The sequence below is a fragment of the Embleya sp. NPDC020886 genome (genome assembly GCF_044333915.1).
In the GTDB taxonomy this organism is placed as follows: Bacteria; Actinomycetota; Actinomycetes; order Streptomycetales; family Streptomycetaceae; genus Embleya.
The window spans coordinates 287,593-299,636 of sequence record NZ_JBIRRX010000008.1 but is presented as its reverse complement, the minus strand read 5'-3'; the positions used below and the strand labels follow the sequence as shown (position 1 = coordinate 299,636).

The following is a 12,044-nucleotide window of genomic DNA, read 5'->3' as shown; positions in this document are numbered from 1 at the left end:
AGTGCCCGCCCCGGCGGCACGCCACAGCGGCATTTTGCCGAGCAGGTAGCGTAGTGCCAGTGGCACAGAAAGTGGCGTAGGGAGATGCCCACACGTGCCCCCCGTCGGGATGCAACGATGGCGCCGATCGAGTCCTGGGCCGTGCGCGGACCGTGCGCGCCGGCACGTCCGGCGGGCACCGTAAGGAGAGGACGTGGCGGACGATGCGCGTACGGCCGGTGAAGCTGATCGCCCGGTGTCTGCTCGTGGTCGTGCTCATGGGGATGGCCGCCGGGTGCGGTGGTTCCCCGCCCACGCACCGCCCGGCGCCCACGGTGGTTGCCGGAGCGCCTGCTGCGACATCGCCCATCACATCGCCCGCCACGCCGTCGGCCGCGCCGGGCGGGTGCGATCCGTGGGCCAGTCTGCGGCCGTCGGACGTCGAGGGGCCGGCGATCGCAGGGATCCGCCGGCGCGGTTTTCTGGTCGCGGGCGTCGACCTCAACAGTTATCTGTGGGGGTCCGCGGACCCGGCAACGGGTGAGATCGTCGGGTTCGACATCGACATCGTGTGGGCGATCGCGCGCGGGATCCTGGGCCCGGGCGCCCGGGTCAAGTTCGTGACCATGTCCCCCGACCAGCGAGTCGCGCGAATCCTGGCCAAAGACGTCGACGTGATGGTGCGGACGATGACCATCACGTGCCAACGCAAGGCCGAAGTGGCCTTCTCCACCGTCTACTTCCGCAGCGGCCAGCAACTCGTGGTGCCCAAGGGGTCGCCCGTGCGGGCCTTCGACGCGGGGCTGCGCGGGCGGCGGGTGTGCGTGGGCGCCGGCACCACGGCCGTGGACGTACTGGCACAGGCGAACCTCGGCGCGATCGTCGACCTGGCCGACAACCATCTCGACTGCCTGGTGCGCCTACAGGAGGGGCAGACCGACGCGATCCTCACACACGGTTCGCTCGCCGCGGGACTGGCCGCGCAGGATCCGATGATCAGCGTTCTGGAGCCACGCCTCGACGAGACGCTGTACGGGGTCGCGATGAATCCGAACGACACCGACCTCGTCCGCCGAGTCAACGGGATCCTGGAGGACTACCGCGCAGGCGGCACGGCCGGCCCGTGGATGGTCTCCTACCGAAAGTGGCTCGCCACGAACCTCTCCGACCCGAACGCGGCCCCGCCACCCGCGCGCTACTCGGACTGAATGGCCATGCAGGCCACCCCAACCGATCCCATCTCCCACTCCCACCCGGCACGCACCACCTCGGAGCACTTCACCCACTCGCCGTCCACTGAACAAGTCACGAACGCCCCCACCCCTCAATGCCGTTGCGTGAAGCCCCTACCGGTGGTTCGTCGACGGCGGCCCCGATCGGCAACATCCCGTGAAGTAGCAGTATTCGACGGCCTGTTCGGGAGACTCACGCAGCGTCGCAGGTTCCGGCAGCATCCCGTCGGCTTGTCGGTGGCTGGGACCGGAACAAGACGCTGACCTGCCCGTCAAGGCGACACCGGCGCCCGGTGCGCAACACCCGGCATAGCGGCGGCAGTTCTTCCTCCGGAGTCGACCCGTGACCACGAACGACTGCGTCACGCCGCCCGTATCGGCGGGCACGCAACACCACCGGATCGAAAGTCGACCCTCATCGGCCGAGCGCGTCGTCCCGGACGTTGCCGCCGTCGGCCCACGTCGACAACCAGCGCCGCAGTGATGTGGTCGCATGGCGCAGGCCGTCGTGGGGACATCCGTCCCAGGTGGGATGCGGCCCGCCGGAGTCGTAGAGCAGCACCGGGTTGTCGACGGCGAGCAACGAGACGTACCACTCCATCGAGCAGCCGCCCGAGGTCAGATGCAGCCATGACGCCGGCATGCCTCGCTCACGTCCGCGTTCGTGGGCGCGGACTGCGGAGGGCCAGTCGCCCGGATCGCTCGGTGTGCGATTGCCGTCGGTCAGAGACGCGAGGCCCGACTCGGGCCCGAAGCCACCGTCGGCGACCTCGGTGTAGACGCGCCGAAGCAACCCGGGCAGGCGGCGCCCGATTCGGCTCTCGGCGAGTTCGACCTCGGCGGGCGAAATCGGCGGGAACAACGGCCCGCAGGGAACATCCGCATAGATCTCGACCATGTGCGCCATGTCGAAGCGCAGCGCGGGATCCCATGCCCGGGCACGGAGCTTCCCGATCAGCGCGTCGTCGTCGGCCTCCTCGACACCGGTCTCGCAGTACGGGCCCCGGTCGCGAGACTCCGCAACAGCGGGCGGATCCGACGTCATGCATCGAGAGCCTACTTCCGGGCCCGGATCACCCTCCCAAGCCATCGGAGGCAGACGATCGAGCAGACCGGTGCACCAAGGCCCAAGCCAAGCCGCAAACCCCGAACCCCGAGCCCCGAGCCGCACGCCCGAACCCCGAACTCCGAACTCCGGTGCACAGCGGCCCACCACCACCCCTCACCGCACCCGATAGACCAACCGGACGACCCCATTCCCGAAAGTCCGATTCTCGACCAGCCGAAGATCCGTAATCCCATCCATCAGCCGGAACATCGGCCTGCCACGCCCGATCAACACCGGATGCACATGGACCGCGTACTCGTCGATCAGACCCATCCGCCGAAACGTATCCGCCAGATCCGGGCCGCCCACCACCAGGTCACCACCCGGCTCCGCCTTGAGCGCCGAGATCTCCTCGGCCACCACCTCCCGCTTGATCGTGGTGTTCCAGTCGGCCCGCTCCAGCGTCCGGGAGTACACGATCTTCGGCATGTCCCGCCAGATGCCCGCGAATTCCGCCATCGGCCCGGCATTCGCCGGGTCCGCGTCCGCCGTCGGCCAGAAGTCCGCCATCAGCTCATGAGTGACCCGACCGGTCAAAAAGCCGCCCATCGTGCGCAACCAGTCGTTGAAATACTGGTGCAGCTCGTCGTCGACCAGATGCCAATCGATCTCCCGATTCGGCCCCTCCATGAAGCCGTCGAGGGACACCTGCAGGGAGTAGATGATCTTTCGCATCGCGTACGTACCTCGTCGTCGAACTCGTCTCGGACCGGGGCTCGACACGGGACCCGGCGCGCTTCCATGTCACGATCGCTCGTTCCCAGGCGCAGATCCCCATCCTCGACACGACCCATGCCAACCGAAAGCCCCCGCCGGTCGTCTGCCACCCGACCGAACCGGGCACAGGATGTCGGGTCCGCCCCACCACACGCTTCCTAACGTGGCGGTGCAAGGAAAGGAAGGAAGAAGGAGAGTCCACAAGTGCTGGAGCAGTTGAACCGAGCCCTCGACCACATCGAGTCGCATCTCGACCACGAGATCGACGCAGCCGAATTGGCGCGGATCGCCATGACGTCGGAGTACCACCTCCGCCGCGTATTCTCCGCGTTGGCCGGGATGCCGCTGTCGGAGTACATCCGACGCCGACGGCTAACCCTGGCCGCTGCCGAGGTGCTGGCCGACGAGCGCACCCTGCTGGAAGTCGCCGTACGCCACGGCTACTCCTCGGGTGAGGCGTTCGCCAGGGCGTTCCGCGCCATGCACGGCGTGGGGCCCGGCGAGGCCCGGCGTACCGGTGCGGTGCTCAGCTCACAGCCGCGGATGTCCTTCCGACTCGTCATCGAGGGGAGCAGCAGCATGCGATATCGAATCGTGCACAAGAACGCGTTCCACGTGGTCGGCAAAAAGGCCCGGGTCCCGCTCGTCCACGAGGGCGTGAACCCGGCGATCGCCGCCTTCGTACAGGGCATCGACCGGGAGACGACCGACCGGATCAAGACCCTGTCCGACCAGGACCCGGACGGGATCGTCGCGGTCACCGACGACCTCGACCCCGGTCGCGCCGAAGGAACCGAACTCGACTACTGGCACGGCGTCGTGACGAGCACTCGGATCCCGAACGACAACCGAGAAGACCGCAACGACCGCAACAACAGCGACGACCACCACGACACCCACGACCTCGACACACTCGCCGTCCCACCCGGCACATGGGCGGTCTTCGAGAACACCGGCCCCTACCCACAGGCACTCCAATACCTGTGGCGCGACATCTTCACCGAGTGGTTCCCCGCCAACCCGTACCGAAGCCGCCCCGGCCCGGAGATCCTCCGGGTCCGCCCCTTCGAGGACGAGAACGGTACCCAGGCGCACGCGGCCCTGTGGATCCCGGTGGAACCGACCACGTCCTGACCCGGGGCGAAACGCCGGGCCGGGGCACTCGCCGAGGACCGGTCAGCGCCCCCGCCCGGCATTGATCCGCGCGGCCCGACGGGTCAGGTAGTCCCGCTCCGCAAGGTTGGACGCCTTCCCGGCCGCCTCCGCGTACAACCGTGCCGCCGTCGTCGGATCGCCGTCGCGCTCGTGCAGGTACGCCGCCACCGCGGTGTACCGGGGCAGCGCGTCGTCCAGATCCGCGAGCGCCGCCAGCCCGGCGCGCGCCCCGTCGGCCTCACCGACGGCCACCGCACGGTTGAGCCGGACGATCGGGCTGTCGGTGAGGCGGGCCAGCTCGTCGTACCACTCGACGATCTGCACCCAGTCGGTCTCCTCGGCGGTGGGCGCGTCGGCGTGCAGTGCCGCGATGGCGGCCTGGGCCTGGAACTCGCCCAGCCGGTCCCGGGCCAGGGCCGCCTGGAGGATCCCGATGCCCTTGGCGATCGCCGCGGTGTCCCAAAGGCCGCGGTCCTGCTCGGCGAGGGGCACCAGGCTGCCGTCGGGCGCGGTACGGGAGGCCCGCCGGGCGTGGTGGAGCAGCATCAGGGCGAGCAGCCCCGCCACCTCGGGGTGATCGATCATGGCCGCGAGCTGCCGGGTGAGCCGGATCGACTCGGCGACGAGGTCGACATCGCCGGAGTAGCCCTCGTTGAAGACCAGGTACAGGACGCGCAACACGGTGGCGACGTCGCCGGGTTGCTCGAACCGTACGCCGGAAACGGTGCGCTTGGCCCGGCTGATGCGCTGCGCCATGGTGGCCTCGGGCACCAGGTACGCCTGGGCGATCTGGCGGGTGGTCAACCCGCCGACGGCGCGCAGCGTGAGCGCGACCGCGGAGGACGGCGTCAACGATGGGTGGGCGCACAGGAAGTAGAGCTGGAGCGTGTCGTCCTGCACAGGTGCGGGTCCGGGTGCCGGTTCCTCGTCGACGAGGTCCTCCCGCCGACGGCGCGCGGCATCCGCCCGGGTCGCGTCGAGGAACTTGCGCCAGGCCACGGTGACCAGCCAGCCCTTGGGGTCCCGGGGCGGGTCGGCCGGCCACAAGCGGATCGCCTCGATCAGCGCGTCCTGTACGGCATCCTCGGCCGCCGCGAAGTCGGCTCCGCGGCGGACGAGGATCCCGAGCACCTTCGGGGTGAGGCTCCGAAGCAGGGCCTCGTTCACGGAAGCGGTCACTCCGTGACGGTCGGCGAGGAGCCCAGGAACGGGCGCACCTCGAGCCACTCGTGAATCGGCTTGCCATCCGCCCCGGGGGCGGCCGACAGTTCCCCGGCCAGCTCGACGGCCCGCTCGTAGGTGTCGACGTCGATCACCATCCAGCCGGCGATGAGGTCCTTGGTCTCGGCGAACGGTCCGTCGGTGACCGGCGGGCGGCCCTCGCCGTCGTAACGGACCCACGCGCCCTGGGGGGCGAGCGCCTGGGCGTCGACGAACTCGCCGGTCTCCTTCAGCCGGTCCGCGAAGTCGTTCATGTACTGCACGTGGGCCGAGACCTCCTCCGGCGTCCACCGGTCCATCGGCACGCAGTTGACCGCGTCCGGGGCGCCTCGGTAGTGCTTGAGCAGCAAGTACTTGGCCATGGTGTTCTCCTGGTACCGGGGCGACCCATTCTGGTCACCTTCGCCCCTGGGACGGAGCAGGCCACGCGTTCTCGACATCCACAACGGAAAACTTTTGCGCGGCGTCGTCGGACACCGTGGCCACCGCTCCGCGCGGCGTCGTCAGACGCCATGGCCACCGCTCCGCGCGGCGTCGTCAGACGCCGTAACCACCGTCCACATCCAGCTTCTGACCGCTGATGAAGCCCGCCCGGTCCGAGGCCAGGAAGCAGACCGCCTCGGCGATGTCCGCCGCCCGCCCGAAGCGCCGCAGCGGGATGTTGCCCCGCGCGACGTCCAGCGCGCGCTCGTCCAGGTCGCCGCTGTCGATCAGCCGCGCGGCCATGCCGTCGGTGAGCATGCCCGGGCCGACGCTGTTCGCCCGCACCCCGAATCGGCCCTCCTCGGCCGCGATGCCGCGCACGATCGCCTCGACCGCGCTCTTGGTACAGGAGGACAGCCCGTCCCGAACCGGGAATCGGCTCGTCGCCGCCGTGGTGACCGCGACCAGGCTGCCGTTGCCCGCCGCGCGCAGGTGCGGCAGCGACGGGTGCACCAGGTTGAAAAACGCGGCCGCATCGCCGTCGAGCTGCTCGCGGTACTGGGCCGGGGTGACCCGACTCAGGTGCACCATCGGCACGTGCGGCCCGGACGCGTACACCACCGTGTGCACCCCGCCGAACTCCTTCGCCGCCGCGTCCACGAAGGTCGCCACCGCGTCCGCGTCGGTCAGATCGACCTGCCACGCCCGGGCCCGCCGGCCGTGCTCGGACCTGGCCTGCTCGGCCACGGCCTCGGTCGCGGCGGCCCCGTTGCGATAGGTGACCGCCAGATCCGCGCCGCGCTCGGCGAACATCCGACAGATCGCAGCACCGATCCCGCCGCCCGCGCCGACCACCACGACCGCTCCGGTCCGGCTCTCGAAGTCGCGCTCCATGACTGGCTCCCTGCTGCTGCCCACGCTGATCTGACGACCAGTCAGAAATATCCGCAGACCCGAGAACTGTCAATGGACCCCCAACCGGCACGATCCACCTCACCGGGCCCGAAGCCTCCCGGCACCCCACCACCACCCGCCCCCCGAGGCCCGCACCGTCCTGACCCGCTTCTTCGCGTTCCCCGAACCCCCGGCGGGCTCGCCCACCGAAACCTGAGCCCCGGCCCGCACCCGGCCCCGAACAACTCCGGGCCGTCGAGTTGCAGCTCGACGGCCCGGATCACGGAGACCGCACCCCACGTCCGCGAGGACGTGTCTTCACGAGCGCGTTCATCCACCCACGAGGAGAACATCCCGTGTTCCGCACAGGCAAGTCGGCCTCCCCTGCCCGAAACCGGTCCACCGCCCCCGCCGAGGGCAGGCGTCACGTCCGACTCGTGCTGCTCGCCTGGCTGATCCTGATCGCCGGCGCCATCACCCTGACCACCGCCGCACCGTCCCCAAGCGCGAACGGCACCCACGACGACGCCGCCCTCGAATGGCCCCGCTGTTGCCGATGGCGACCGTGCTGCTGTCCTACGCCGCCGCCCTGGGCCTGAACCGGCAACTGTTCCGGCACGTCCTGGACTTCCCGGCGATAGACGTACAGGTCATGCTGGTCGGCTTCCCGGTCGCGTTGGGCGCGGACTACAACATCTTCCTGATCTCCCGGATCCGCGAGGAATCCGAACATCGCGCCCACGAATCGGCCGTACCGACCGGCCTGACCGCCACCGGCGGCGTGATCACCGGCGCCGGCGCGGTCCTGGCCGCCACCTTCGCCACGCCGACTACGGCACCCCAGGTCGCCTTCATCCAGATCGGCACCCCGGTCGCCCTCGGCGTCCTGATCGACACCTTCCTGGTCCGCTCGATCCTGGTGCCGGCGCCCGCCCTCGACACCGGCCGGACCTTCTGGTGGCCCGGCCGCCCGCACGTCCCGAACACGCCCACGACCACGACCCGCACGAAGGTCCCGGCATCCGGCTGACCCGGGCGGGCATCCCGTAGCGTGCTGCGCAACGCACCCCACCCGCCCGGCGCACCGCGATTCACCCGGCGCATCGCGGCCCACCCGTGCACCATCACCCGCCCAGCGCCCCCCGACCCGCCCACAACCAGCGAAGTCTTCCTCGCCAGGAGGCCGAACCGACATGGCGTTGCCCCCGACCGAAGCCGATCCGTCCGACCCGATCCGCATCCTGGACGTCGCCGGGGACGACTACCGCCGAGCCTTCGAACTCTTCCTCGCGGGGTCGGACGAGAAGGCCGTGACCCACGCCCACCTGAGCGCCCTGGTCGAACAACTGCCCCACCGTTCGGTGTTCCTCGACATCGGCGCCGGGTCCGGGACGACCACCCGGCATGTGGGCGGCTATTTCGAACACACGATCGCCATCGAACCCGGCAGCTACATGCGCGACGCCCTCCGCCGGGCCTGCCCGAACGCCCGGGTGCTGCCCGATCCCGTCGAGACGGCGAACCCGGGCACTCTCGCCGACTTCGCGCTGTGCTCGCACATGCTCTACTACCTGCCGCAGTCGCAGTGGTTGCCCACCGTCCGACGGTTCCTGGGCTGGGTCCGGCCGGGCGGCGAACTCGTCCTGGCGCTCCAGAATCCGAACAGCGAGTGCATGCGCCTGGTCCGGCACTTCTTCGGCATCCGCTTCGACCTGGCGGCGACCACCGACGCGCTGCGCACGGGCCACGAGGACCTCGTCGAGTCCTGCACCGTCGAGACCCTGCCCGTGCGCTTTCACTCCGACAACCGGGCCGACACCCTCGCGGTGGCAGAGTTCATGGCGAACGTCCCGAATCTGGCCGAGCTGGACGCCCGCCCGACCCACGAGGACCTCGAACGGTACGTGCTGACCCACTTCGCCGACCCGGACGGCGCCGGCTTCTCCATCGGCCACGACCACGACATCGTGCGCATCCGGCGATCCGCCCGCCCGTGAGCCGGCGCGGGCGGCCTCCGATCCGGAAAGCCGCCCGCGCCCGGCGCGACGCCGCCGGGTGAGCCGAAGCCCGACCCGGCCGACGCGGGTCCTACAGCGTCCCCGCCAACGCCTCCTCGTTCTCCTCCGCCCCGCCGAACTGCGTCGCGTGCACCCAGGCCCGCTTCAGGTACAGATGCACGTCCACCTCCCAGGTGAACCCCATCCCGCCGTGCACCTGCGTGGCGTCCTTGCCGTTGCGCGTCGCCGCGTCGTCGCCCATCACCTTGGCCGTGAGCACCGCGATCTCCGCGTCGCCCACCGCCGGGTCGTCCAACGTCACAGCCGCCGCGTACACCGCCGCCCGCGCCAACTCGGTGCGCACCAGCATGTCCGCGCACAGGTGCTTGACCGCCTGGAACCCGCCGATCACCCGGCCGAACTGCTCGCGCTCCTTGGCATACTGCGTGGCCAACTCGGTCAGCCGTCCCGCGATCCCGAGCTGGAGCGCCGCCGTGAGCACCGCGCCGATCCGGCGCCACTGCTCCGCGACCGCGGCGTCGGCCACCAATTCGCCCGCCGGCAGCGCGTCCACCGCGGTCACCGGCGTGAACGGATCCACCGGATGCGCCACCGCCGTGCCCCGCACCACCCGCGGGTCAACCAGTCGAATGCCCTCGTCCGTCAGCACCAACAAACAATCCAGCGCGTCCAGATGCTCGATCAGCAGCGGCCAGGAATCACCCTCGACCACCCCGACCACCGCGTCGCCGGCCGCCGCGTCCGTGCCCAGATCCCCCGGCAGCGAAGCCGCCAGGTGCGTGGCCACCAGCGGCCCGGGCAGCAACACCCGACCCGCCTCCTCGTACACCAACGCCGCCTCGGCCATCCCGAGCCCGACGCCACCCGCCTCCTCCGCGATCCGCAGCGAGAAGAACCCGGTCTCGGCCAACTCCCGCCACAACGCCCGGTCCACCATCCCGGGCACCGGCGCGGTGTCCACCAGCGCCCGCATCCGCTCCCGGCCGAACCGGCCCTCGCAGAACTCCCGTACGCCGGACCGCAGATCGCGCTGGTCCTCGCTCAGTTGGAAATCCATGCCCGATCACCGTTCCTTCGGCAGGCCGAGGATGCGCTCGCCCACGATGTTGCGCTGGATCTGCGACGTGCCCGCCGCGATCGTGTACGACAGCGACGACAGCCGCTCGTCCATCAACGAGCCGCTGGGCAGCCCCGCGACGTCGTCCACGGCCAGCGCCGCGCGGCCGAGCAGCCGGTGCGCCAGGTCGTAGACCTTCTGCTTCGTCTCGGAGAACCGCAGCTTGAACACCGAACCGCCGACCCCCGGCACCCCGGAGCGCTGCGCCTCGGACACGTTCCACTTGGTCAAGGCCCACAGCGCCTCGAACTCGGCGGTCAGGTGCCCGAGTTCGCGCCGAAGCGCGAGGTCGTCCCAGGCACTTGCCTGACGCCGCGTCACCTTCTTGGCCAGCGCCGCGAGTTCACGCAGCAACCGCTGACAGGCGACCACCTCGCTGACGAACGCGGTACCCCGCTCGAACGACAGCGTGACCATGGTGACCCGCCAGCCGTCGTTCTCCTCGCCGACCCGGTTCGCCACCGGCACCCGTACGTCGTCGAAGAACACCTCGGCGAACTCCGAGGTACCCATCACCGTCTCCAGCGGACGGATGGTGATGCCCGGCGTGTCCATCGGCACGATCAGCCAGGTGATCCCCTTGTGCTTCGGGGCGTCCGGGTCGGTGCGTACCAACATCTCGCAGTAGTCCGCGACTTCCGCGTGCGAGGTCCAGATCTTCGAGCCGTTGACGACGTAGTCGTCACCGTCGCGGACCGCCCGGGTGCGCAGCGAGGCGAGGTCGCTGCCCGCGCCGGGTTCGGAGAAGCCCTGGCACCACACGTCGTCGCCGCGCAGGATACCCGGCAGATACCGGCGCCGCTGCTCGTCGGTACCGGCCGCGTCGATGGTCGGTCCGGCGTGCAGCAGGCCGACGAAGTTCGCGCCCACGTACGGCGCGCCGGCCCGCTCGGTCTCCTCCAGGAAGATCAGGTGCTCGGTCGGCGTGGCCCCCTTGCCGCCCGCCTCGACCGACCAGTGCAGACCCGCGTAGCCGGCCTCGAACAACAACCGCTGCCAGGCCGTGTCGTAGGCCCGCCGACCCGGCCAGTCGTTGCGGTCGGGCTTGGCCGGCAGCAACGGAATGGCCCGGTCGAGCCACGCGCGCAATTCCGCGCGAAAACTCTCCTCGGCCTCGGTATACCGGAGGTCCATGGTTCTCGACTCCCTGTCGGACGAAAGGTCGAATGCTCGGGCAACCGCACGGCCCACCGGCCACAGGACCGAAAAGCCGAAAGCCGGATGACCGGATGAGAAGGCGGAACTCAGGCCCCGTACACGGGCGTCGGCGTCGGCGCCTCGTCGAGCAGCTTCGCCACCACCGGACCGAGCTCGGCCGGCTCCCACCGACGGCCCGCACTCGCCTCCGGACCGTGCTGCCAACCGGTCGCCACCGAGACCTTGTCGCCCTCGACCTCGAACACCCGCCCGGTCACCTCGCGCGACTGCGCCGAACCGAGCCAGACCACCAGCGGCGAGATGTTCGCCGGGTCATAGAAGTCGAAGCTGCCGTCCTCGGGCTTGCGCACCATGTCCGGCATCGCCTCCTCGGTCATCCGGGTCCGCGCGGCGGGCGCGATCGCGTTGGCGGTCACGCCGTATCGGCCCATCTCCACCGCCGCGATCTGGGTCAGACAGGTGATGCCGGCCTTGGCCGCCGCGTAGTTGCCCTGCCCGACCGAGCCCATCAGGCCCGCGCCGGAGGTGGTGTTGATCAGCCGCGCGTCGATCGTCGCGCCCGCCTTGGCCTGCGCGCGCCAGTACGCGCCCGCGTGGCGCATCACCGCGAAGTGGCCCTTGAGGTGCACCCGGACCACCGCGTCGAACTCGTCCTCGCCGAGCGAGACCAACATCCGGTCGCGCAGGAAGCCCGCGTTGTTGACCACCACGTCCAATCGACCGAACGTGTCGATGGCGGTCTGCACCAGCCGCTCCGCGCCCGCCCAGTCGGCGACGTCGTCCGCGTTGATGACCGCCTTGCCGCCCAGCGCCTCGATGTCGGCCACGACCTGCTGGGCCGGACCGAGCGAACGCCCGTCGCCCTGGCGCGAGGCGCCGATGTCGTTGACCACCACGTGCGCGCCCTCACGGGCGAACGCCAGCGCGTGCTCGCGCCCGATGCCGCCGCCGGCACCGGTGACGATGACGACGCGCCCCTCGCAGATCCCACTCATTCCAGGCCCCTCCGGTGTGCTGACGAC

Annotated in this window: 13 protein-coding genes; 5 read left to right on the top strand and 8 right to left on the bottom strand. The window is 70.3% G+C overall.

Annotation, left to right across the window (positions count from 1 at the left end):
- Positions 1–203 precede the first annotated feature (203 nt).
- Complete coding sequence (locus ACH4U8_RS27545) at positions 204–1,187, top strand: glutamate ABC transporter substrate-binding protein (protein ID WP_395780855.1); 984 nt, start codon at positions 204–206, stop codon at positions 1,185–1,187.
- Positions 1,188–1,626: 439 nt separating this feature from the next.
- Here the strand turns inward: ACH4U8_RS27545 and ACH4U8_RS27540 are convergent, their stop codons facing one another.
- Complete coding sequence (locus ACH4U8_RS27540) at positions 1,627–2,256, bottom strand: hypothetical protein (protein WP_395780853.1); 630 nt, start codon at positions 2,254–2,256, stop codon at positions 1,627–1,629.
- 177 nt (positions 2,257–2,433) lie between these two features.
- Complete coding sequence (locus tag ACH4U8_RS27535; protein ID WP_379989862.1) at positions 2,434–2,994, bottom strand: dihydrofolate reductase family protein; 561 nt, start codon at positions 2,992–2,994, stop codon at positions 2,434–2,436.
- 246 nt (positions 2,995–3,240) lie between these two features.
- On the opposite strand from ACH4U8_RS27535, the gene ACH4U8_RS27530 reads away from it, so the two are divergent.
- Positions 3,241–4,170, top strand: coding sequence for a helix-turn-helix domain-containing protein (locus tag ACH4U8_RS27530; protein WP_395780851.1), 930 nt, complete (start codon positions 3,241–3,243; stop codon positions 4,168–4,170).
- Positions 4,171–4,212: 42 nt separating this feature from the next.
- On the opposite strand, the gene ACH4U8_RS27525 is transcribed toward ACH4U8_RS27530, so the two are convergent.
- The 3 genes from ACH4U8_RS27525 to ACH4U8_RS27515 all read right to left on the bottom strand — a co-directional run bounded on the left by ACH4U8_RS27525 (position 4,213) and on the right by ACH4U8_RS27515 (position 6,729).
- Positions 4,213–5,358, bottom strand: coding sequence for an RNA polymerase sigma factor (locus ACH4U8_RS27525; protein ID WP_395781015.1), 1,146 nt, complete (start codon positions 5,356–5,358; stop codon positions 4,213–4,215).
- Between the two features lie 8 nt (positions 5,359–5,366).
- Positions 5,367–5,774 carry a YciI family protein gene (locus ACH4U8_RS27520; RefSeq protein ID WP_360313196.1) on the bottom strand — a complete coding sequence of 136 codons (408 nt, stop codon included), beginning with the start codon at positions 5,772–5,774 and terminating at the stop codon, positions 5,367–5,369.
- A gap of 175 nt (positions 5,775–5,949) precedes the next feature.
- Entirely contained in the window at positions 5,950–6,729 is a 780-nt protein-coding gene (locus ACH4U8_RS27515) for an SDR family oxidoreductase (RefSeq protein ID WP_360313194.1), read from the bottom strand.
- Positions 6,730–7,085: 356 nt separating this feature from the next.
- Here ACH4U8_RS27515 and ACH4U8_RS27510 point away from each other — a divergent pair, with 356 nt between their 5' ends.
- From ACH4U8_RS27510 to ACH4U8_RS27500, 3 genes are all read left to right on the top strand, one after another.
- Positions 7,086–7,328: a hypothetical protein gene (locus ACH4U8_RS27510; RefSeq protein WP_395780849.1), complete on the top strand. Its 243-nt coding sequence runs from the start codon at positions 7,086–7,088 to the stop codon at positions 7,326–7,328.
- On the top strand, positions 7,286–7,759 hold the full coding sequence (locus ACH4U8_RS27505) for an MMPL family transporter (protein WP_395780847.1): 474 nt from the start codon (positions 7,286–7,288) through the stop codon (positions 7,757–7,759). Before ACH4U8_RS27510 ends, ACH4U8_RS27505 begins: the two co-directional genes overlap by 43 nt.
- Positions 7,760–7,922: 163 nt before the next feature.
- On the top strand, positions 7,923–8,726 hold the full coding sequence (locus ACH4U8_RS27500; RefSeq protein ID WP_395780845.1) for a class I SAM-dependent methyltransferase: 804 nt from the start codon (positions 7,923–7,925) through the stop codon (positions 8,724–8,726).
- 91 nt (positions 8,727–8,817) lie between these two features.
- Here ACH4U8_RS27500 and ACH4U8_RS27495 read toward each other — a convergent pair whose 3' ends face one another.
- From ACH4U8_RS27495 to ACH4U8_RS27485, 3 genes are all read right to left on the bottom strand, one after another.
- Positions 8,818–9,804, bottom strand: a complete 987-nt coding sequence (locus ACH4U8_RS27495) for an acyl-CoA dehydrogenase family protein (RefSeq protein ID WP_360313186.1) — start codon at positions 9,802–9,804, stop codon at positions 8,818–8,820.
- 6 nt (positions 9,805–9,810) lie between these two features.
- Positions 9,811–10,998, bottom strand: coding sequence for an acyl-CoA dehydrogenase (locus ACH4U8_RS27490; RefSeq protein ID WP_360313184.1), 1,188 nt, complete (start codon positions 10,996–10,998; stop codon positions 9,811–9,813).
- A 110-nt stretch (positions 10,999–11,108) separates the two neighbouring features.
- Positions 11,109–12,017 carry an SDR family oxidoreductase gene (locus tag ACH4U8_RS27485; RefSeq protein ID WP_360313182.1) on the bottom strand — a complete coding sequence of 303 codons (909 nt, stop codon included), beginning with the start codon at positions 12,015–12,017 and terminating at the stop codon, positions 11,109–11,111.
- Positions 12,018–12,044: the final 27 nt, after the last annotated feature.